A 21,394-nucleotide genomic window follows, 5' to 3' on the forward strand; every position below is an offset into this window, starting at 1 on the left:
TATGTCCCTCCGCGAACTCCCGCTGCAACAGGAAGAAGAGCACCAGGGACAGCACGAGGGACGGGAGCACCACCAGGGTGGCCGCCGCCATCTGATCAATGTCGACGGGCAGTTGGACTCGATGCCCGGAATGTGGTCTCGAGGTCGCGGATCGGCACTTGCCGGTGGCCGGTCCTTCCATGCGAGCGGGGAATGCCTGGAGCTCTACCATCGCTTGGTCGCCGAAAACCCGGGGCGCCCCGATCCGGCCTTCGTGCACCAGCACTGCGTGGATGCCTATGCTGCGCAACACGTGGGGGAGCGTACCAAGCCGATCACCGCCGTGTTTGCCCTTGCCGGCTTGTACCTGGCGGTCGAACGCGGGTTCACGGGACGGCAGGTGCAGAAGGCACACGTGGAACTGGCCAGGCGCGCCGGACGGCGGATCGCTTGGTCGCGACTTGATCCCCGGCCCGGCCCATGGGCCCTGACGGTCCTGGATGTGCTGCAGGCCGGGGCGGGCAAGGCCCGGACCCTTGCGATCAAGCGCTGGGCGCAAACCGCTTGGGAGGGCTGGGCGCACGAGCACCAGCGTATCCGCGACAGGTGGCGTCGATGGATCCTCTAAGGGCCCCGCGGGGATGACCCGCCGATGGTAACCGCCCGCAATGCGGGTCACATGGCGCCGCGCCCAGGAACCCCTTGCCGCCCCGCCGAAACCTCCGGAAAGGCGCACCAGTCCGCGAGAGGGGGATGGATGGTGGTCAAGCTAGTGGCCCTATATCAGCATCCCGACGACCCGGAGGCTTTCGACCGGCACTACCGGGAGGTGCACCTGCCCCTGGCCCAGCGTATGCCGGGCCTGCGCCGCGTCGAGATCGCCCGGGTGACCGGCTCGCCGGGGGGCTCGTCGCCCTACTACCTGATGGCCGAAATGTACTTCGACGACGGCGCCAGCCTGCAGGCGGCGCTGCAATCGGCCGAGGGGCGGGCGGCCGGCAAGGATCTCATGGGCTTTGCCGGGAAGATCGTCAGCCTTCATATCGCCGAGGTGATCCAGCAAGACTAAACGGGTGTGCCGGCGGGGCGGGTATGTGGTGGGGTGAGTCTGCAGGCCGCGTGGGCCACCCGGGCGGGCGTGCCGACACGGCGCCGGGGCTCGGCGGGTGGCAGGGCTGGTCCGGCCAGGCGGCGGCCGGCGGGTCTCGCTGCCGAGGGCTGGGCTGGCACGGCGGTGCGGGAGGGCTGGCGCTGCCGAGGGCTGGGCAGGCAAAGCGGTGCCGGAGAGCTGGCGCTGCCAAGAAGGAGGGGCACCGGCCTGGAGGTGGGCATGCGGCTTGATCCGGGCGTGGGAGTGGTCGGAGCGGGGCCTGGTGGAAGGCAGGGTGCCTGGCGACGGGCAGGCTCCAGGCCAGGGACCGGGAGGCGCGGAAGCTTCCGGGGCCCCGGGCCGCGACCCTGAGGGCGGAGCGGCTCGCGTCGAGGCACCAGGTGACGGCCGCGCCGAGCCTGCAACACGTGGCACTGCGGGCCGTGCCGGCGGCCACCGGGTGGTGGTCTGGCTCGATGTGCGGGACCCCACCCCGGCCGATTGGGACCTGCTGCGCCGGCGCCGCGCCCTGGCTCCCTTCCTCTGGAGCCGGCTGGAGTCGGGCACGGCACCCTACGGGGTCGAAGCCGCCGGTGGGACCCTGGTCTTTCAGATCCTGCTGCCGGCCGGCCGTCCCTGCCTGGTCATCCTGGCCCCCGGCGAAGTGACCACCGTCTGCGACGGGGGCGGCGACCCGTGGGAGCGGCTGCGGGAGCGGCTGGCCACCGGCCCGCCCTCCGTGCCCCGTACGGCGCCGTGGCTCCTCTACTTCTTGCTGGAAGACGTCCTGCACAGCTACGGCGACCATGTCCAGCGCCTGGAAGACCGCCTGGAGCCGGTGGAGGCCCACTTCCTCAGGGACGAACCCGGCCCCGGGGGCGCGCCTGCCGGCCAGGGCGACGCGGCCCGCACCGGGAACACGGTTCCGGGCGCAGGTGCCCCGGGCCGGGCAGGCCCTGCATCCGGCGAAACCGCACCCGCCCCGGCGGATCCCGCCGGCGGCCGAACCGGCAGGGCCCCAACCAGCCCCGCCGCCGGTCAAACCGGCGAGGCCCCGGCGGGTGCCGCCTCGGACCGGACCCGACAGCCGCCGGCGGGCGAGCCCCGCTGGAGGCGGGTGCGGGGACCGCGGCCCGCGGCGGTCAATGGATCCAGGCGCCCCGCCCCCGGGCGGTGGCGGGATGCCGGCGGCGTGTCGTTCCTCAGCACCTTGCACCGGCGGGCCGGCCAGCTGCACCGGCGGCTGAACAGCCTGAGCGAGGTGCTCGACCGGCTTCTGGAGAGCAGCTACAACGGCTACGAAGGCCGGGGCGAGGGGCTGGGCGACCGCCAGCTGCGTCCCTACCTGCGCGCCCTGCGGGACCACGCGGGGCGGCTGAGCGGCCGGCTCGAGAACGCCCGGGAGCTGGTCGTCACCCTGATGAACCTGCGGCTCGCCCTGGCGGCCGAGCGCACCAACCGCCTCATCCTGAGGCTCACGGTGCTCTCGACCATCTTCCTGCCCCTGACCTTCCTCACGGGCATCTACGGCATGAACTTCAAGTACATGCCCGAGCTGGACCTGCCCTGGGCGTATCCGGCCCTGCTGGCCTTCATGCTGGCGCTGGGCGTGGGCCTGTGGTGGTTCTTCAAGCGGGAGTACGAGTGGTGACGGGAGGGGACGAGTGGTGACGGGGGCAGGGGCTGAAGCGCGGGTGCGGTGAGCGCGGCTCAAAAGGCGGGCGCCCGCGGCCCAGGTCAGGCCGCGGGCGCCGGGCTTGCCTCCCGCCTTCCGGGACGTTCCTCCTCAGGCGCCGGCTGCCGCCTGGGCGGCCGGTTCGTCCCAGATGGGGGTGCCGTGGCTGCGGGCGTACTCGCGGAAATCGGCCATCAGCTGGCGGGTGATGGGACCCGGCCGGCCGTCCCCCAGCCTGCGGCCGTCGACCTCGATCACCGGGCAGACCTCGGCGGCGGTACCGGTGATGAAGCATTCCTCCGCCACGTACACGTCGTGCCGGGTGAAGACGGCCTCCTCCACGGGGATGCCCCGCCGCCGGGCCAGCTCCATCACCGTGTCCCGGGTGATCCCCTGCAGGATGCCCAGGTGGGGCGGCGGCGTCAGGAGCCGCCCATGGCGGACGATGAAGATGTTGTCGCCCGTGCATTCGGCCACGTACCCTTCCTCATTGAGCATGATGACTTCCGCAAAACCGGCCAGATTGGCCTCCAGCCGGGCCAGGATGTTATTCAGGTAGTTGAGGGACTTGACCCGCGGGTTCAGGGCGGCCGGCGAGGTGCGGCGGGTGGCGACGGTCATCACCCGCATGCCCTGCTCGTAAAGCTCGGCGGGGTATAGGGCCAGCCGGTCGGCGATGATGACCACCGTGGCCCGGGGGCACTTGCGCGGGTCGATGCCCAGGTCCCCCGGGCCCCGGGAGACCACCACCCGGATGTAGGCTTCCGCCAGATCGTTGCGACGGCAGGTTTCCACCACGGCGGCGGCCATCTCCTCGGGAGGGATGGGGATCTCCAGCAGGATGGCCCGGGCCGATTCATAAAGCCGCTGGATGTGTTCGTCCAGTTTGAAGACCCGGCCGTTGTATGCCCGGATGCCCTCGAACACCCCGTCGCCGTAGAGAAAGCCGTGGTCGAAAACGGACACGGTCGCCTCCTCCTTGGGGACGAAGCGACCGTTCACGTATACCAGCATACCGTTCGGACCCCCTCCGTACCGCGGGCGCCTCGAATATGTTAACGTCGAAAATACCATCTGGCTGTGACGGGGTCAAGAAAGAACTGGCCGATTTGTGACGAACTTCACATAGGCACGGGTCTTCAGGGTGCAGCCGGTACGGGTGCCGCACGACGGGGTACCGGGTGCGGGGTGGATGCACTGTGACGGCCGAATGGACCTTCCTCGACCACACCTTCCGCATCGGCGAGGAGACCCTGCCCTACGTGCGGCAGGGGCTGAACGAGGAAACGGCCCAGAAGATCTGCGAGATCATCCGCGACATCGCCGAGGTTGACGCCGTGGCCATCACGGACCGGCAGACCATCCTGGGCTACGCCGGCCTGGGCTGCCCCTTCATGGTGCGGCACCAGCCCATCCTCACCCGGGCCACGCGCAACGTGCTGGCGACGGGCCGGCTGCGGCTGGTGGCCTCCAAGGCGGATTTCGAATGTCCCATCGCCGGTTGCCCCTGCCCCCTGCAGGCGGCGGTCATCGCACCCCTCAAGGTCCGGGACCAGGTGGTGGGGACGCTGAAGCTGTATCGCACCCACCGCAACGACATCCCCGGCATGGTCCACCGCCTGGGGGCGGGGATCGCCCAGCTGCTCAGCCTGCAGATGGAGCTGGCCGAGGCCGAGCGGCTGCGGGAACTGGCAGCCCGGGCGCGGCTCGAGGCCCTGCAGGCCCAGATCCGCCCGCACTTTCTGTTCAACACCCTGAACACGGTCCTGATGTTCAGCCGCACCGACCCCGACCGGGCCCGCGACCTGCTGGTGAAGCTGGCGGTGTTCCTCCGCCGGGCCCTGACGGTACGGGACGAGTTCATCCGCCTGGAAGACGAGATGGAGTACGTGCAGATGTACCTGGAGATCGAGCAGGCGCGGTTCGGCGACAACCTGCGCTTCCGCGTGCGGATCGACCCCCGGGCCTTCGGTTGCCTGGTGCCGGTGCTGACCATCCAGCCCCTGGTGGAGAACGCGGTGGTCCACGGGCTGGCACCCCGGGAAGGCGGCGGGCGCCTGACGGTGGCGGCCCGGGTGCGCGGCGGCCACTTGCACGTGGTGGTGGCCGATTCAGGGGTCGGCATCCCGCCGGAACTGCGCCAGGAGATCTTCCGGCCCGGGGTCGGCAAGGGCATGGGGCTGGGCCTTTCCAACGTGAACCAGCGGCTGGTGGGTTTGTACGGGGAGGCGTACGGGCTCAAGGTGCGGAGCCGCCCGGGACGGGGAACCCTGGTGCGCCTGGTGGTCCCCTTGCGGCGCCTGGCCGTACAGCCGGCCAGGGAGGAACCGGCGCGATAAGGAGGAACCGGCGCCATGATGGTGCCTGCCGAGCGACAGCCAGAATTGGAACGGCCGGACGAACAGGAACGGGCGGGACGGCAGCGGCCGGAACGGGAAGGGCCTGATGAGCTTGAGCGGCCGCAGGGGTACGAGCGCCGGCCCCGATCCGAGCGGCAGCCGGAAGGGCGGCCAGAAGAAGACCGGGGTGCTGACGTAGCAGCAGGACCGCTGCCCGCCACCGGGGCCGGGCGGGGTCCGTCGCCCGAGGGCGGGCCGGGCCGCGGCGGGGCCGCGTTCGACCAGAACGGCGACCCCGAGTGGGAGTGGGATCTGGACGGCCCGCCGCCGGGGGGCCGTCCCATCCGCGCCCTGATCGTCGACGACGAGTACCCCGCCCGGGCGGAGCTGCGCTACCGGCTGAGCCGGGAACCGGGGGTCGAGATCACCGGCGAGGCGGCCACCGCCCGGGAAGCCCTGCGGCTGATCGGCGCCCTGGACTACGATGTGGTCTTCCTGGATATCGCCATGCCGGGAATTTCCGGTCTGGAACTGGCCGAGCGGCTCAAGCAGCAGCCCGGCGCTCCGTACGTGATCTTCACCACGGCCTACGACGAGTACGCCGTCAAGGCCTTCGAGGCCCGGGCCCTGGACTACCTCCTCAAGCCCTACAGCGACGACCGGCTGCGGGAGGCCTTGAGCCGGGTCCGGGAGCGCCTGGCCTTGCGGGGGGGTGCAGGGCCGGCGAGAACTCCGGCGACGCCGGTGGCGGGATCCACGGCCGCAGGAGCCGGAGCGCAGGCGGGTTCGCCGCCGCCAAGTGGGGTACCGGCGCAGACGGGGCGGCCAGGGGCGGCAGCGGCGGCCGACCATGCGGCTGCACCGGGCGCCGCGGAGGGAGCGGGGGGCGGGCCGGCCGCGACAGGCGGTGGCCGTGGGCGGCCCCGGCCACGCTGGGTGATGGGGGTCCGGGATGAGGCCGCGGTGCCCATCCCCGTGGAAGAAGTGGTCTATGCCGAGGCGGAGAACGACCAGGTCTTCGTGTACACGGCGACCCACCGCCTCCCGACCCGTTACACCTTGCGGGAGCTGGAAGACCTGCTCCCCCCGGACCGGTTCTTCCGCTGCCACCGGGGCTACATTGTCAACCTGCGCAAGGTGCGGGAGATCAGCCCGTTCTTCAACGGGACCTACAACCTGACCGTGGTCCACGCCGGCCAGCCGGTGACGATTCCGGTGGCTCGCAGCCGCGTGCCCGAGCTGAAGCGGCACTTCTGGCCCGAGCAGGCCAGTTGACGGCGGGCCCGGGCAGGCCGGTTGACGGCCGTTGCGGAAAGCGAACGGGCACGGGTCCCGTGCGGGGCGGGAAGGGGCTGGGACGAATAGGCCGATGCGGCCCTAGGAAATCCACCCCGGACGGCATCTCGCGGCCCTGACGGCCGGCTAGGTCCGGCTAGGTTTTAAGCAACGGTCATGGGTATGATGGGGACAGGACAGGCCGCTGATGAAGCCAGTAGAGGTTGGACAGGTTTAGACAGGCACACATAAAGTTCGGACGAACCACCACAAAGTTCGACAGAACCACGACGCCACAAGAAAGCCATGCAGGGAAGGCGGGAGCCACCATCGACCCCGTATTTGTCATCGCCGCGACCAACGCCACCCTCAACGCCATCAGCGCCGTGGTGATCGCCCGGGCGTACCGGCGGATCCGTGCGGGTGACGTGGCGGGGCATCGCCGGGGCATGCTGCTGGCGGCCGGGTTGCAGGCGGTGTTCCTCATCCTGTACCTGACCAAGAGCGTCCTCTACGGGACGACGCCGTTCGAAGGCCAGGCCGCCATTCGGCTGATCTACCTGGTGATCCTGGGCGCCCACAGCCTGGCGGCCAGCGTGACGGCCCCCCTGGTGCTGGTGACGCTGGTCCTGGGTCTGCGCGGCCGCTACGACCGCCACCGCCGGGTGGCCCGCTGGGCCTATCCCATCTGGTTCTTCACGTCGGTCACGGGGCCGTTGACGTTCCTTTTGCTCTACGGATTCGGCCGGCCCGGATATGGGGTCCAGGCCATGGCCATGGAGATGGGGGCGCAGGGACTGTCGGAGGCTGTGGCCGCCATCGGCACCACCTGGGGCCCCTTCGCAGGGGCCGGAGGGATCTGGACGGACCCTGGGCTTTTCCTGACCCAGGTCCTTGCAGGGATGGGTCCGACTCTGGCCGCTCTTGTACGGATGGTGACCTGGGCGTGACAGGGGCGGCGGGGCGGACCTTGGCGGCGGCGGGTGGCGGTCCGGGTCCAACGCGGGTACCGGCGATCGAGGTGGAGCACCTGTCCCGGCGTTTCGGCGCCATTGAAGCCGTCCGCGACGTCAGCTTCCGTGTCGAGCAAGGGGAGATCTTCGGCCTGCTGGGCCCCAACGGAGCCGGCAAGACGACCACCATCAAGGTGCTGCTTTCATTGCTCAAACCATCCAGCGGCCGGGTCCGGATTCTCGGGATCGACGTGGCGGAGCAACCCGCGCGGGCCAGGCGCTATGTCGGGTGGGTTCCTCAGGAAACGGCCGTGGATCCCCTGTTGACCGGCCGGGAGAACTTGCTGCTGGTGGCCGGCATGTACCATCTTCCCCCTGCCGATGCAGCCCGGCGGGCGGAGGAGCTCTTGCAGCTGGTCGACCTGTCCGACGCCGCGGACCGGGTCGTCCGAGACTACTCCGGCGGGATGCGGAAGCGGCTCGACCTGGCCATGGGGCTGGTACACCGGCCTGCCGTGCTGGTTCTGGACGAACCCACCCTGGGCCTCGACATCCAGACCCGGCGGCGGCTGTGGCAGTACATCCGCACGTTCCGGGACCGGGGAACCACCATTCTGCTCACCACCCACTACCTGGAGGAAGCAGACTGGCTCTGTGACCGGGTGGCCATCATCGACGGGGGCCGGTGCCTTGCCCTGGATGCCCCGGCGCGGCTCAAGGCCCGCTATGGCAGCGAGTATCTGGAGTTGCGGGTGGCGGCAGGCCAACCGGCCGAACAGGTGCGGCAGCTGGCCCGGCAGCTCGAGGTCCTGGAACCGGTCATGGAGGTGGAGGTGGACTGGCCCGGTTCCAGCTCCGGGCTTGCCGTTCGCATCGGATTGCGGGTGCGGGATTCCCTTGCCGCCCTGGAACCGGTCCTGGCCACCTGCCGGGCGGCGGGGATCGCTCTTGAGGGGGTGGCGGCTCGGCCGGCCACCCTGGACGACGTGTTCCTCTACTTGACCGGGCGAGCCTTGCGGGATGGGGAGACGGCAGGCTAGGTTACCCTGGCAAGGGCTGGGTGTGAGCTGGCGGGGACTAGGTCGGAACTCGCGGAAGCTGGGTCTAAGCTGCCGAAGGTCGGATCCAATCCAAGCGGGACGGTACGGCGAGCGCTGCTGGAGGGGGCGGAGGATGGGCGAATTCTGGCTGGAAAACCGTGTGATGCTCCAGCGGTGGTGGTTCCGCTTGCGCCGGGAGCCCTTGACGTGGTTGTCGACGTTGAGCCAGCCGGTGCTCTGGCTGTTGCTTTTCGGTCACCTGCTGGCCCGCATGGCGGCGGGCGATGTGCCGGGGCACAACTACCTGGCCTTCATGAGCGCCGGGGCCATGGTGATGACGGTGTTCAACGGGGCCATAAACGGTGGGGTTGAGCTCCTTTTCGACCGGGAGACCGGGTTTCTGCAGCGCCTTCTGGCCGCGCCCATCCAGCGGCTGTCCATCGTCACCGGCCGGTTCGTCTACATCATGGCGGTGACCGCCGTACAGAACTTGCTTATCATCCTGACAGCCTACGGGCTAGGGGTTCGATTTGCCACCGGCCTGGGCGGGATCGTGGCGGCCCTTGGCATCGGTGCCCTTTATGGGGCGGGGGTCGCCACCTTGTCGATTGCCCTCGCCTTCGCCGTTCGCCGGCATCCCGAGTTCTTTACCATCACGGCGTTCCTGAGCCTGCCCCTGCTCTTTTTGAGTACCGCTCTGGCCCCCCTCGACCTCATGCCGGGATGGATGCAGGTCCTGGCCCGGTCCAATCCCATGACCTACGCCATCGAGGCCACCCGCGCGCTGGTCCTCAACGGCTGGGATACGCAGCTGGTTTTCTCTATGGTGGGAATCCTCCTGGCCTTCGATGCGGTGGCACTGGCCGTTGCGGCGCGGGTGTTACGGCGCGGCCTAGCGTAATAGCGTAATCTGGCGTAAGTAGAGCAGGGCGGCTTGGTGTTATGCCGGTGATTTTGGGTGTGGCGCCTGGTGCTGCGCCGTGGTCAACCTTGGACATGGTTTGCTTTTTGGTCCCCGTGGGCGATTGGACGAGTTGTCGCGGAGTAGGACGAATTCACCTTCCTCAAGAAGAGATAACGTTCCTCTTTGGCAACCTCCAAAACCAACCGGGTCATTCCAGGCACCCTACTCGGGTTTGAGACAAAAGAGGCCGTCGAGGAAGCCGGTTACGAGGTGGCCTGACGCGGAAAGGCGGGGCAGGGCCCGGCACTCCGGCCGGGTCCTGCCCCTTCATCGATGCCTCTAACGGGCACGAAGGCCGTTGGCGACGGCCAGCAGCTCACTCACCTCGTGAGCGGCAACGGCCAGCGAGACGCCAACCCAGCCTGTCAGCGCGCCCGGGATCAAGATCGCCAGAACGGCTAGCGAGAAGATGATGTTTTGGCGGCTGATGGCGCGGGCCCGGCGCCCCAGGCGAACAGCGTAAGCCACTTTTCTCAGATCGTCGGCCATCAGGGCGACGTCAGCCGCCTCAATAGCGGCGTCGGTTCCCGCGGTGCCCATGGCCATCCCGACCGTGGCAGCGGCAAGGGCCGGCGCGTCGTTAATGCCGTCGCCGACCATGATCACACCGCCATACTCTTCAGCCAGCGCCCGCACGATCCTGGCCTTGTCCTCCGGCTTCAGTTCCGCCCGGACATCGTCGATGCCAAGTTCCCGGGCGATGGCGTTCGCCGTCCGCTGATTGTCGCCGGTTAGCATGATGAAGTGCTCGATACCCGCTTCGCGCAATGCCTGTAGAGCGTCTTTTGCCTCGGGCCGGATCTCATCGCGGATGGCCAGCAGCCCCTTCACTTCCTCATCGGTGCCCACGAAGACGACCGTATGCCCGCTGTCCCGCAGCTCGTCGATCTTGTCCGACAGCTCCGCGGGGACCCGGGCTCCCAGCTGTTGAAAGAGAGCGGGGCTCCCAACATAGAGGCTCACCTCGCCGACCACCGCCCTGGCCCCGGCTCCGGGTAGAGCCTGAAAGTCCCCGGCCTCGGGTACCTCGATCCCTTCATTCTGGGCCTTGGCCATGACGGCTCGGGCCAGGGGGTGCTCGGAGAAACGCTCAATCGCGGCCGCTCGCGCCAGCACTTCCCGCTCCGTCCATCCGGGCGCTGCGACAATGGTAGTCACCACGGGCTCTCCGCGCGTCAGCGTTCCGGTCTTGTCGAGGGCCACTGCGCGGACCATGCCGAGGTTCTCAAGATGGATGCCCCCCTTGATGAGCACGCCGTTCTTGCCGGCTGTACCGATGGCGGAAGCCATGGCCACGGGCGTCGACATGACAAGGGCGCAAGGTGCCGCTGCTACCAGGAGGACCACAGCGCGGGTGGCCCAGGTCGACCAGTCGAGACCGATCAGGGGCGGGAGCACGACCAAGGCCACGGCTGCAAGCAGGACAACAGGGCTGTAACGCCTACCAAACCGCTCGATGAAGCGCTGAGCCCGCCCTTTTTCTGATTGAGCCTGTTCGACCAGGCGGATGATCTTGGACAGGGTATTGTCCTCGAAAGTAGCCGTGGCCTCCAGAACAAGGGCGCCCTCACCGTTCACTGTGCCGGCAAAGACCCGGTCGCCTGGGCCCTTTGCCACAGGCACCGACTCGCCTGTGACCGCAGCTTCGTTAATGCTCGACCGCCCTTCACGAATGATGGCGTCGGTGGCGATGGATTCGCCCGGCCGCACGAGGAACCGATCGCCCGGTTTCAGGGAGCTCGCCGGCACCATGCGCTCCCGGCCGTTCTCGAGGAGCCGCGCCTCCTTGGGGGCCAAATCGAGCAACGCCTTGATGGCGGAGCGGGTGCGAGCGAAGGTGTACTCCTCCAGGCCTTCTGCCAGCCCGTAGAGAAAGACAAGGAAGGTGGCCTCAAACCACTGGCCGAGAAGGACGGCTCCCAACGTGGCGAAGGCCATGAGAGCTTCGATGCCTACTTCCCGCTCTTCAATGAACTCTTCCCAACCCTCGCGTACCCAGAAGTAGCCCCCGAGGGCAATGGCAACGACGTACAAGGGGATCTGGACCGCGGGGCCAAGGCCTAGCTTCCCGGCTAACCAGCCCAAGCCCAACACGATGCCTCCGAGGCCAGCATTACGGATGGGGGGGAAGCGGTACCAGGGACCTTCGAAGCCTTCTTCCTCTTCAGCGTCCTCATCTTCTCGGCTCGAGGAATGGCGTTCCGCCTCTTCGGCGACGGCGCGCGTGGTAAGGCTCTTTTCGTCCATGACAATTCCTCCTTCGCACTACTTCCGAACACGGACGTTGGGGGCCAGGTGCTTCTTCTGAATCCCCGCGCGGCAGCGGCCGCCGACGCGCAAGGTCATCCGTTGCTCGAAGTTTTTCTGGTCTTCACGGAATAAGTCGGCAGGGAGCCGCCTGACGACCTCTGCCAGCTCCTTCACGACCGGGTCCGTGAGATCGAGCGAATAGTAGACCCACCGGCCGTCTCGTCGTGCCCGCAGTAGCCTGGCGTTGCGGAGCTCTTTCAAGTGCCGTGACACGTGGTATTGGGGTACCTCAAGGGAGTCGACGAGTTCGCAGACACACACATCCTCATCATTCGCGGCCATGAGCCGGACGATCCGGAGGCGCGTAGGATCTGACAGCGCCTTGAAGGCATCCGTAATCCGCGAGAGTTCCGTCTCGGTCACCCCCCCCTGCTTCCCGCCCGTTCTGGTTCTCCAGTACTACCGGCGCATGGCCGGGCCCCGCCGCTTTAAGAAGTATATATGTGCATATGTGCATATTTCAAGGCGGGGGCGCAGTCCTTTCACGCTTTCCTTTCCCATGCACCTTGGTGAGTAGTCGGCGCCCGTGAGGAACCGTCTGCCCGCGGACCATTCCTTCCGGGACATCGGCCGGGCCGTCGATTTTGCGTTCGTCGAAGAAGAGACGGCCGACCTGTACAGCGCCGATCAAGGCCGGCCTTGTGAACGCTAATCGAAAAGTTACCTGTATCAGTTTCGGTAGGGGGTGCCCCTACTCCCGGCCAAGAGACGTCTTAGCCGGAGGGTTGGCGGGACCAAAGTGATCGGGCTTTGGCCCAGTAAGTGGGATTGCTGACCTCCGGGAGTGGCGAGACGACCTGGTTGGGGAAAATAGGGTGCCCCCCCTTCCATTTGGTGCCGACCCGCATGAACCACAGGTGTCGGCATGATCGGAGTGCAAGCCCCCAGCGGGCAGCAGGACAAGCTCGGCCGCCAGGGTAAGGTTCTTCCCAGACTCGTAGGCGGCCGTTTGGCGGGGCACAGGCAGGAGGGACGGCCGACGGTGGTGTGGGCTTCGAGCTCGTAAAGTTGTCTGGTCGGCCCCCTCCTGCGAACCGCCTACATGGGCGCGGCTTGGGCCGACAGCCCGGATAGGTGAGTGCGCTGCGATCTCCGTCTCCGCCCCAAGAGCCCGGGAGAGGGGGAGCAACGCCGTGCCACGGTATTTCGGGCTCGACCTCCATAAACGGTACGTCCACGGCTGCGAATGGCAGGTGGACGTGCAAAAGGGAAGGCATTTGAGCCTGTTTCACGAACCCAGGTATTTCCGCAGGATAGCCCCCACGTGGGTTTAAGTGAAGCCATGGATTGGAATTCTCCGTTGCCCGAGGTGTCCCTATGGCCTACAACCTCCGCCCGGTGAACCGTGACCAACTGTACCTGCTCCTTTCGCGACTGGCTGCCCGAGGACCATCTGGCCTGGTTCCTGATCGATGCGGTGGAGCAGATGGACCTGCGGGCCTTTTACGAGAAGTACCGCGCCGACGGCTGGGGTGGAGAGAGTTACGACCCGACCATGATGGTGACGCTGCTGCTGTACGCCTACTGCGTCGGCGAGCGGTCGAGCCGGCGGATCGAGCGGTTGTGCCTCGAGGACGTGGCCTTCCGGGTGATCACCGCCAACCAGAAGCCGGATCACGTGACCATTGCCCGCTTCCGCCAGCGCCATGCACGGGAGCTGGCCGCGCTGTTCACCCAGGTGCTGCGGCTGTGCCGTGAAGCGGGGCTGGGGAAGGTCGGCGTGGTGGCGCTGGACGGGACGAAAGTCAAGGCCAACGCCTCGCTGGCGGCCAACCGAACCTACGATGCGATTCGCCAGGAAGTGGAGAAGATGCTGCGGGAGGCGGAGGCCACGGACCGGGAAGAAGATGAGCGGTACGGCCCCGGGCGCCGTGGGGATGAGTTGCCGGAGGAACTGCGCTCCCGCCAGAGCCGGCTGGAGCGGCTGAAGGCATGCAAGCGGCGGCTGGAGGAAGAGGCGACCCGGGAAGCGGCCCGGCAGCAGGCCCGCATCGAGGAGCGGAAAGCCCAGGAGCAGGCGACCGGCAAGAAGCGGCGGGGGCGGAAGCCGAAGGCGCCGGATGCCTCGGTGGATCCGGCGGCCAAAGCCAACGTGACGGATCCGGACAGCCGGATCCTCAAGACCCGGCAGGGCTTTGTGCAAGGGTACAACGCCCAGGCGGTGGTCACGGAGGACCAACTCATCGTGGCCGCGGCGGTGACGCAGGACGCCAACGACGTGGGCCAACTGCACCCGATGCTCCAACAAACGCAAGCCAACCTCCAGGCAGCAGGCGTGGACAAACCCATCCGCGCCGTGGTGGCCGACGCGGGGTACTGGAGCGAGGCGAACGTGAAGCAGGCGCCGGCGGATGGGCCGGAACTGTTCCTGGCGACGAGCAAGGAGTGGAAGCAGCGCCAAGCCTGGAAGGATGCACCCCCTCCGCGAGGCCGGATCCCGAAGGGGCTGAGCCTGCGGGAGCGGATGAAACGCAAGCTGCGGACCCGGCGAGGGCAGGCGATCTACGCCAAGCGTAGCCAGACCGTGGAGCCGGTGTTTGGGCAGATCAAGGCCGTGCGAGGGGCCGACCGGTTCCTGCGTCGCGGTCTGGCCGCGTGTGACAGCGAGTGGAAGCTGCTTTGCTTGACCCACACCTTGCTGAAGCTCTGGCGGAGGGTCAGGGAGCGATCCGCCACCTTGCCCTTTGGATGTACGGAGGCGGGCTTGGCGTAGAAGGGTAACGACCGGGCCCCCGGCCTACCCCGTCCTGACCGTCAGCCCATGTGACATGAGCGAATCGACCCGGTACGTTCCCACTAGGTCCGATCTCTCAGGGTCGGTGCAACAGGCTCATAGGCACCCTACAAACGTCCATTGGCCGCTGAACGATCCGCAGGAGTTCCTTGCGTTTCGATTCCTCATAGGCACCCTACAAACCCGCAACGGCGATACGACCTTGCTTGGTGACGGTGGGGAGTTTCGATTCCTCATAGGCACCCTACAAACGCATGATCCCCATCGGCACGGAGGTCGAGTGGACGTCGGTTTCGATTCCTCATAGGCACCCTACAAACGTGCAGGACATGGCGCATCCCCCTTACGATTCCGTGTTTCGATTCCTCATAGGCACCCTACAAACCCTGTTGGTCGTTGGCTTCGTCGACTTGCTCGCCTTGTTTCGATTCCTCATAGGCATCCTACAAACCGCCGGTGATGGATATCTCCGTATCATTGGCGCCGAGTTTCGATTCCTCATAGGCACCCTACAAACACCATACTCTTCGGCAGTCCGCGCTACCGACGTGGCGTTTCGATTCCTCATAGGCACCCTACAAACTCGCTGTTGATTACGGCGGCCCGGTGGGCTTGGCTGGCGTTTCGATTCCTCATAGGCACCCTACAAACAAATACAGCGTGAGCGAATTTACTGTGGCGTATTAGTTTCGATTCCTCATAGGCACCCTACAAACTCCAGATGTACCGCGCGGGGTACCGGTCCCGCACCCAGTTTCGATTCCTCATAGGCACCCTACAAACCAGATCAGGCCAGCGAGCTTGCCCGGCGGGTGCATGTTTCGATTCCTCATAGGCACCCTACAAACCTTTTATGGTCGCCGCTTGGGGCCGTGGGGTCAATGGTTTCGATTCCTCATAGGCACCCTACAAACCGATCTCCTCTTCGTCCCGCTCGATCTCGAACACATGTTTCGATTCCTCATAGGCACCCTACAAACGCGGCTGACAGCGTGCAGGAGCAGTTTAAGAACGTTCTAGTTTCGATTCCTCATAGGCACCCTACAAACACACGGCCCGCCTGCGTAAGGAAAAGCCGGACATTTATGTTTCGATTCCTCATAGGCACCCTACAAACCAGGACGTGGCGATTGACTGGCGGCAGCTATCGACCGACGTTTCGATTCCTCATAGGCACCCTACAAACAGTGCCCCGTTGCCCTCTGGTACGCCGACGAGGAGGGTTTCGATTCCTCATAGGCACCCTACAAACCGAGGGCGGCCCGGCAACCGACGTCGGCCGCCACATCGGGTTTCGATTCCTCATAGGCACCCTACAAACGCGGGCCGGGCAGCGGCCAGGCGTACGCAAGGATGTGGGTTTCGATTCCTCATAGGCACCCTACAAACCGTTGAGGGTGTACAAGTCGACGAGCCCAACGATCATGTTTCGATTCCTCATAGGCACCCTACAAACTACGAACGGCGCCTGCGGACTCCACATTCACGTTGGGTTTCGATTCCTCATAGGCACCCTACAAACCCTTCCTACGGCCTGCGGCCTTCGTAGCGGCTTGGGGTTTCGATTCCTCATAGGCACCCTACAAACTCCCCCGCCAGCAAAATTCCTGAAAGGAGCGGTGGTTTCGATTCCTCATAGGCACCCTACAAACGCCGCATTCGTAGATGCTGTCAAGGCCGCAGGCCTGTTTCGATTCCTCATAGGCACCCTACAAACTTTCGGTACATATTATATGTCGTCTCGATTCGCGGCGGTTTCGATTCCTCATAGGCACCCTACAAACAGGCGCCCGACGCGATGGAGGTCGTTGTGGAGCCCGGTTTCGATTCCTCATAGGCACCCTGCAAACGAACAAGGAGCCCTGGTACGTTCTCCAGTAGGACGGTTTCGATTCCTCATAGGCACCCTACAAACGAAAAGCGGCGGGACGACTTGAAGCGGAACAGCTCATGTTTCGATTCCTCATAGGCACCCTACAAACTAATTCCGCCAGCTTTTGCGTAATGTCGTGCATACGGGTTTCGATTCCTCATAGGCACCCTACAAACGTGGGCCTTCTTTTCCCCGTCGGCCGCCTCCAGGCTGTTTCGATTCCTCATAGGCACCCTACAAACATGGCGAAGGCCACCATGGCACGGCTTGCTATGTGTGGTTTCGATTCCTCATAGGCACCCTACAAACAGGGATACGGTCGAACGTGTCCAGCGGACACGTTCGACGTTTCGATTCCTCATAGGCACCCTACAAACCCGGCCGGAGGAATTCGAGGAAAGTGTGTACCGTAGTTTCGATTCCTCATAGGCACCCTACAAACCCGGTTCCCCGGCATTCGGGGCATTCCTCATCGTCCCGTTTCGATTCCTCATAGGCACCCTACAAACCTGACGGCGCCTGCGGGCTGCATGTCCATGTCGGTGTTTCGATTCCTCATAGGCACCCTACAAACCAGTTGTCCCACGCCATTCGCGGCATCCGCTTGCTACCGTTTCGATTCCTCATAGGCACCCTACAAACCTGGCGACATCGCGGCCCAAAACCGCGGCGTGGCTCGTTTCGATTCCTCATAGGCACCCTACAAACTTGTCCCACGCCATTCGCGGCATCCGCTTGCTACCGTTTCGATTCCTCATAGGCACCCTACAAACCGGATCGCTGGGTTGGTCTACGAGCTATGGGTTGAGTTTCGATTCCTCATAGGCACCCTACAAACGGAGGGGTCAGGATGCAGGAAGCGAAGTGGTACCACGGTTTCGATTCCTCATAGGCACCCTACAAACCATGTGCCGGGCGTCCCGGTGCCGCTCGTCAGCGATGTTTCGATTCCTCATAGGCACCCTACAAACATCGTCCAGGTACCGTTCCGAGATCAACGGGCTCCCGTTTCGATTCCTCATAGGCACCCTACAAACCCGCTTGCCGATCGCCCCCTCCACGCCGTGCACCTTGTTTCGATTCCTCATAGGCACCCTACAAACCCCATCTTCGACCGAAGAAACCGTTCTCCTTCAACGGTTCCTGCGCCCGCTTTCTGTCGATCCAGATACAGGGATACTGGGCAAAACAGGATGCGGGCAAGCCAAAAACGCAGGCGTGGCGCCAACTGGGTGGAATTACCTCCTGCTGTCGACCTCCCGGGGTTTTGCCGTGATCGGAGGTCGACAGCAGGGCCACCTTGCCTCCTCCCCCGGCCACCTATCCATCGGGCTATGCTCGATCGTCCGACGCGCCGTCATCCCATCCCCAAGTCCCAGACCCCCCTCCAGGAGGACGGGCCCGTCATTGCGAACCTGCCATTGCGCGCTTGCCAGAACCGACCTGGATGGCCGGGCGCCTCATGCACCATGGGGCGCCGAAGCCGGCCGGCGGTACCGCTGGGTCGGCCGCCGGCGGAAGGCGCCCCATCCACCATGGGGGCGCCGAAGGCGAGCCTGCCAGTACCGACCACATCGGCGGGGGGATGCTCAATGCGCTTCGTGGTCTTCGGCGGGGCGGGGGACATGGGAAGCCGGGCGGTCCGGGAACTGGCCAGGACCCCCGGTGTGGCCCAGGTGACGGTAGCGGACCGGGATCTGGAGGCGGCCCGGTCGGTGGCCACCGCGGCGGCGGAAGAGGCGGCGCCAGGTTGCCGGGTGGTTGCGGAGGCGGTCGACATCCTGGCACCTGGGGCAGCCGCCCAGCTGATGGCGGCCCACGATGTGGCGGTGGGGGCGGCGGGCCCGTTCTACCTCCTGGAAGAACCCCTGGCCCGGGCGGCCATCGAGGCCCGGCGACCCTACATCAGCCTCTGTGACGATCACGACGCGGCCCGGCGGGTCCTCGAACTGGACGAGCCGGCTCGCAGGGCAGGGGTCACCATCCTGACCGGCCTTGGCTGGACGCCGGGGCTAACCAACCTTTGTGTGCGCCATGCTGCCCAGCGGATGGACCGGGTCGAAGCCGCCCATATCGCCTGGGCGGGCAGCTCGGCGGATTCCCGGGGCTGGGCCGTGGTCCTCCACACCATGCACATCTTTAGCGGGCGGGTCACATCCTTTGTCGCAGGACGGTGGGAGGAGGTTCCTGCAGGGACCGGGGCGGAACGGGTGGAGTTCCCCCCACCCCTTGGTGCCGTGACGGTCTTTCACGTCGGGCACCCCGAACCGGTGACGTTACCGCGATTCCTTCCCGGCCTGCAGGAGGTGCGGTTGAAGGGCGGCCTGTCCGAGCCCGCCCTGAACCGGCTGGCTGTCGCCTTCGGCCGCTGGGGACTGATGGCCACCCACCGCCGGCGGCAGCGGCTGGGCGCGGTGCTCAAACCGCTGCTTCCTCTCCTGGAACGGGTGGGGGCCCCATCCCGGCCCGCTTCCGGGCTCGTCGTCCGGGTGCGGGGCCGGGTGGGCGACCAGGTGGTGGAACGCAGCTACCGGGCGGCGGCGCCCATGGCGAGCCTGACGGCGGTGCCGCTGGCCCTGGGAGCGCTTTGGATGGCCCAGGGGCGAATTGAGGGACCGGGGGTGCTGGCGCCCGAAGCACCGGGCGGGCCGGACCCGGAGGCGTTCTTCCAGGAGCTGGCGGAGCGGGGCGTGGCTGTGGACCGGGAGCCTTGACGGCCTCGGCCGGCCCTGGGTGCCGGCTGGTGGCGACGACCTGGGGCCGGCGCTGCAACTTGCCGGCCAGCGCGGTGACGTCAAAGGGGCCGCTCGGCTACTTCTTCCTGCTTGTAGCCGCTCCCCTCGATGGAGTCCCCCTGACCGGGCCTTGAGCGTAGAGGAATGGTGCCTTACCCACGGCCCACGGCATCGCGCGGTTCCATCGGGCCATAGGGGCCTGCGGTGAACACGGGTTTCAGGCACAGGGCGCCCGTACACGCCCCCCTCCCCACGCCCAGGGCTGCATACGGCTGCCCCGCCGGCGGCGGCGCCTACGCGGAGGCGGGTTCGTCCAGGGACCTCAGCCTTTTAAAGAGGGCGGGGATCACCTGGGTGACCAGCACCCGTTCCATTTCGCCCAGGCCGCCCCGCCGGGCGCTGAAGAGAGGCACCTCCCTAGCGTGTTTCTGAATCATCATCTGGGTGGTGTGGTAGCCGTAGGCGGTGACCACGACGATGGCGTCGTAGCGGCCGTCCAGGGCCTTGCGCACCCACTGGCGGCTGGTGCCGTCGGCGAAGACCATGTCGCCCCCGTAGCGGTTCACCACCTGCTGGTAACCGCCGGCGTGGTTGGGGTCGCCTACGACCAGGATGCGGGTGTTCTGCAAGGGGCGCAGGGCCGCCAGCTGGCGGTTGACCTCTTCCAGGGTTGCAATGCGCTCCTTCAGCCGCTTCATCTCCTCGCGGCAGGACCTGGCCATCCTGACCAGGGCTTGCCGCATCCGGTCGCGCCGGGCCTCGGCCTCGGTGACGATGGACTGGGCAACCTGCACGGTCTCCTGCTCGTTCAGCAGGGTCAAGTATTGCTCGAAGCGCCGGCGCCAGTCCGCCGAGTCCTTGAGCCACTGGTTCCAGGCGGAAGCCCAGGCCGGGTCAACCAGGGTATCCCCCATGCCCCACAGCAGCCCGAGGGCCAGCCCTTTCCGGCGGCTCCGCTTGAGCAGGCTGACCACCTGCTGGGGTTCCGGCGGGCTGCCCGGGCGGTAGCCCGGAAGAAGGCACGGGGTCAGTTCAGCGGCCAGTCGCTGGGCCAGCTGCGGGTGGCGGCAGGCTTCGCGGAACAGCCAGTTCGCCAGTTGACCCCGCTTGCGCCCGCACCGGGGCTGGAGGTCGAGCCGCTGGCAAATCAGCCACAACATGCCTTCGTTGACGATGCCTAAGGCCATCTGCAGCCCGGTCAGGCGCTGCATTGGTTCCGCCATCATCGCCCCATCCCCTCCCGCTGCGGCCGGTCGGGCCCGGGGCCTGGCGGGCTCCGGCCCCTCCCCGCCCTGGCTTTGGCCGTATTATCCGGGATTCGCCTTGACAGGCGGCGTCATGGAGAAGGGACGGGGGAGTCCGGGGAGTGAGCCCAATGCACCGTTACGGCCCGCGACGGCACGGGCGCCGCCGCCTGCTCGGGCTGGATGGCAACGGTTGACGCCGGGGTTCGGCCGCTGCTATGCTGATTACCAAACGACCGTTTGTTGGTTTACCTTTGTTTGGTTAACCGGGAGGAGCCATGGGCCGTTCCACCGCCCGCCGGGAAGAGATCCTCACCGTGGCCGGCGAGCTCTTTCGCCAGAAGGGCTATCACGCCACCTCCATGCAGGACATCGCCGAGCGGCTGCAGCTGCAGCGGGGCAGCCTTTACGCCCACATCGAGAGCAAGGAAGAGCTGCTGTTCGAGATCGTGGACCGCGCGGCCGACCGGTTCCTGGCCGGGATCGAGCAGGCCTGGAGGGAGGGCACAACGGCCCGGGACCGCTTGCAGCGGGCCCTGGCCGCCCACATGGCGGTGATCGCCGAGCACCGCGACACGGCCAGCGTGTTCTTCCACGAGTGGCGCTTCTTACGTGCGGACCTGCGGTCCCGCATCCAGGCCAAGCGGGACCGGTATGAAGCCCGCTGGCGGGAGCTCATCGCCGACGGTGTCGCCCGGGGCGAGTTCCGCGCGGTCGACCCGCGGTTCGCGGCCCTGCTGGCGCTGTCGGCGGTCAACTGGGCCTACCAGTGGTATTCGCCGGACGGGCCCTTGGCACCGGACGACGTGGCGGCCACCTTTGCGGAGCTGATCCTCAAGGGCCTGGAGGCCGGCTCGTCCTGAGGGCGGTGCCGGCCGGGCGACCGGCGTCATGGCCGCAACGAAGCCGTCCCGGAAGGCGGGATCGTCCGGCCCTGGGAGCGGGCTTGGGCCAGGCGGGTCGCCATCGGTGCCTTGCAAGTCATCGCAAGTCTCAGGGCCGCCTTGCAAGTCACCGCAAGTCTCAAGGGATCGCAAGACGCTTGTTTTGCGAGTCCTGGTTTGGAGTCTTGGGTCTTGTTTTGGAGTCTTGGGGACGCGTCACCCTGGGGGAAACACGGAGCGGTCCCCGGCCGGGGTCCTGGGGTGCCCGGCGCGCCGGTCGAACCGGCAACCGCCGGTCG

The 21,394-nt window shown here is 66.6% G+C and carries 15 protein-coding genes, 1 pseudogene and 1 CRISPR repeat array; of the genes and pseudogenes, 12 read left to right on the forward strand and 4 right to left on the reverse strand.

Annotated features, from left to right (window positions below; all coding sequences use genetic code 11):
* Position 1: 1 nt before the first annotated feature.
* The 3 genes from ACZ5T9_RS03385 to ACZ5T9_RS03395 all read left to right on the forward strand — a co-directional run bounded on the left by ACZ5T9_RS03385 (position 2) and on the right by ACZ5T9_RS03395 (position 2,720).
* Entirely contained in the window at positions 2–607 is a 606-nt protein-coding gene (locus ACZ5T9_RS03385; protein ID WP_464833847.1) for a DUF5946 family protein, read from the forward strand.
* 129 nt (positions 608–736) lie between these two features.
* On the forward strand, positions 737–1,048 hold the full coding sequence (locus ACZ5T9_RS03390) for an EthD family reductase (RefSeq protein WP_464833849.1): 312 nt from the start codon (positions 737–739) through the stop codon (positions 1,046–1,048).
* Between the two features lie 268 nt (positions 1,049–1,316).
* Positions 1,317–2,720, forward strand: a complete 1,404-nt coding sequence (locus ACZ5T9_RS03395) for a magnesium transporter CorA family protein (RefSeq protein WP_464833851.1) — start codon at positions 1,317–1,319, stop codon at positions 2,718–2,720.
* Between the two features lie 135 nt (positions 2,721–2,855).
* Here the strand turns inward: ACZ5T9_RS03395 and ilvE are convergent, their stop codons facing one another.
* Entirely contained in the window at positions 2,856–3,758 is a 903-nt protein-coding gene (gene ilvE, locus ACZ5T9_RS03400) for a branched-chain-amino-acid transaminase (protein WP_006902989.1), read from the reverse strand.
* Between the two features lie 185 nt (positions 3,759–3,943).
* Here ilvE and ACZ5T9_RS03405 point away from each other — a divergent pair, with 185 nt between their 5' ends.
* The 5 genes from ACZ5T9_RS03405 (at position 3,944) to ACZ5T9_RS03425 (ending at position 9,252) form a co-directional block, all read left to right on the forward strand.
* Positions 3,944–5,083 carry a histidine kinase gene (locus tag ACZ5T9_RS03405; protein ID WP_464833852.1) on the forward strand — a complete coding sequence of 380 codons (1,140 nt, stop codon included), beginning with the start codon at positions 3,944–3,946 and terminating at the stop codon, positions 5,081–5,083.
* 15 nt (positions 5,084–5,098) lie between these two features.
* The gene (locus ACZ5T9_RS03410) at positions 5,099–6,358 is read left to right on the forward strand and encodes a LytR/AlgR family response regulator transcription factor (RefSeq protein ID WP_464833853.1); all 1,260 of its coding nucleotides are present in this window, start codon (positions 5,099–5,101) and stop codon (positions 6,356–6,358) included.
* A gap of 224 nt (positions 6,359–6,582) precedes the next feature.
* Positions 6,583–7,308 carry a DUF420 domain-containing protein gene (locus tag ACZ5T9_RS03415; RefSeq protein ID WP_464833854.1) on the forward strand — a complete coding sequence of 242 codons (726 nt, stop codon included), beginning with the start codon at positions 6,583–6,585 and terminating at the stop codon, positions 7,306–7,308.
* On the forward strand, positions 7,305–8,351 hold the full coding sequence (locus ACZ5T9_RS03420) for an ABC transporter ATP-binding protein (RefSeq protein ID WP_464833856.1): 1,047 nt from the start codon (positions 7,305–7,307) through the stop codon (positions 8,349–8,351). The genes ACZ5T9_RS03415 and ACZ5T9_RS03420 overlap by 4 nt, the downstream gene beginning before the upstream one ends.
* Positions 8,352–8,484: 133 nt before the next feature.
* On the forward strand, positions 8,485–9,252 hold the full coding sequence (locus ACZ5T9_RS03425) for an ABC transporter permease (RefSeq protein WP_464833857.1): 768 nt from the start codon (positions 8,485–8,487) through the stop codon (positions 9,250–9,252).
* 342 nt (positions 9,253–9,594) lie between these two features.
* Here the strand turns inward: ACZ5T9_RS03425 and ACZ5T9_RS03430 are convergent, their stop codons facing one another.
* A complete protein-coding gene (locus tag ACZ5T9_RS03430) occupies positions 9,595–11,562 on the reverse strand; it encodes a heavy metal translocating P-type ATPase (protein WP_464833858.1) in 1,968 nt (655 codons plus the stop codon).
* 18 nt (positions 11,563–11,580) lie between these two features.
* Positions 11,581–11,988, reverse strand: coding sequence for an ArsR/SmtB family transcription factor (locus ACZ5T9_RS03435; protein ID WP_464833859.1), 408 nt, complete (start codon positions 11,986–11,988; stop codon positions 11,581–11,583).
* Between the two features lie 163 nt (positions 11,989–12,151).
* Between ACZ5T9_RS03435 and ACZ5T9_RS03440 the strand changes: the two genes are divergently transcribed.
* The 3 genes and pseudogenes from ACZ5T9_RS03440 to ACZ5T9_RS03450 all read left to right on the forward strand — a co-directional run bounded on the left by ACZ5T9_RS03440 (position 12,152) and on the right by ACZ5T9_RS03450 (position 18,946).
* On the forward strand, positions 12,152–12,277 hold the full coding sequence (locus ACZ5T9_RS03440; protein WP_464833860.1) for a transposase: 126 nt from the start codon (positions 12,152–12,154) through the stop codon (positions 12,275–12,277).
* Positions 12,278–12,942: 665 nt separating this feature from the next.
* Positions 12,943–14,338: pseudogene (locus tag ACZ5T9_RS03445) on the forward strand (transposase).
* A 174-nt stretch (positions 14,339–14,512) separates the two neighbouring features.
* Positions 14,513–17,335: direct repeats of the CRISPR family, unit length 30 nt; unit sequence GTTTCGATTCCTCATAGGCACCCTACAAAC.
* Positions 17,336–17,824: 489 nt separating this feature from the next.
* Entirely contained in the window at positions 17,825–18,946 is a 1,122-nt protein-coding gene (locus ACZ5T9_RS03450) for a saccharopine dehydrogenase family protein (RefSeq protein WP_464833861.1), read from the forward strand.
* 314 nt (positions 18,947–19,260) lie between these two features.
* Here ACZ5T9_RS03450 and ACZ5T9_RS03455 read toward each other — a convergent pair whose 3' ends face one another.
* Positions 19,261–20,193 carry a hypothetical protein gene (locus ACZ5T9_RS03455; RefSeq protein ID WP_464833862.1) on the reverse strand — a complete coding sequence of 311 codons (933 nt, stop codon included), beginning with the start codon at positions 20,191–20,193 and terminating at the stop codon, positions 19,261–19,263.
* A 296-nt stretch (positions 20,194–20,489) separates the two neighbouring features.
* Between ACZ5T9_RS03455 and ACZ5T9_RS03460 the strand changes: the two genes are divergently transcribed.
* A complete protein-coding gene (locus ACZ5T9_RS03460) occupies positions 20,490–21,074 on the forward strand; it encodes a TetR/AcrR family transcriptional regulator (RefSeq protein WP_464833863.1) in 585 nt (194 codons plus the stop codon).
* Positions 21,075–21,394 lie beyond the last annotated feature (320 nt).

Source organism: Thermaerobacter nagasakiensis, from assembly GCF_055396825.1.

What these genes read in the sequence shown, in the direction of transcription:
- ACZ5T9_RS03385 (WP_464833847.1), top strand. Translation starts at nt 2, where the DNA reads ATGTCCCTCCGCGAACTCCCGCTGCAACAGGAAGAAGAGCACCAGGGA.
- ACZ5T9_RS03390 (WP_464833849.1), top strand. Translation starts at nt 737, where the DNA reads ATGGTGGTCAAGCTAGTGGCCCTATATCAGCATCCCGACGACCCGGAG.
- ilvE (WP_006902989.1), bottom strand. Translation starts at nt 3,758, where the DNA reads ATGCTGGTATACGTGAACGGTCGCTTCGTCCCCAAGGAGGAGGCGACC.
- ACZ5T9_RS03410 (WP_464833853.1), top strand. Translation starts at nt 5,099, where the DNA reads ATGATGGTGCCTGCCGAGCGACAGCCAGAATTGGAACGGCCGGACGAA.
- ACZ5T9_RS03425 (WP_464833857.1), top strand. Translation starts at nt 8,485, where the DNA reads ATGGGCGAATTCTGGCTGGAAAACCGTGTGATGCTCCAGCGGTGGTGG.
- ACZ5T9_RS03430 (WP_464833858.1), bottom strand. Translation starts at nt 11,562, where the DNA reads ATGGACGAAAAGAGCCTTACCACGCGCGCCGTCGCCGAAGAGGCGGAA.
- ACZ5T9_RS03450 (WP_464833861.1), top strand. Translation starts at nt 17,825, where the DNA reads ATGCGCTTCGTGGTCTTCGGCGGGGCGGGGGACATGGGAAGCCGGGCG.
- ACZ5T9_RS03455 (WP_464833862.1), bottom strand. Translation starts at nt 20,193, where the DNA reads ATGATGGCGGAACCAATGCAGCGCCTGACCGGGCTGCAGATGGCCTTA.
- ACZ5T9_RS03460 (WP_464833863.1), top strand. Translation starts at nt 20,490, where the DNA reads ATGGGCCGTTCCACCGCCCGCCGGGAAGAGATCCTCACCGTGGCCGGC.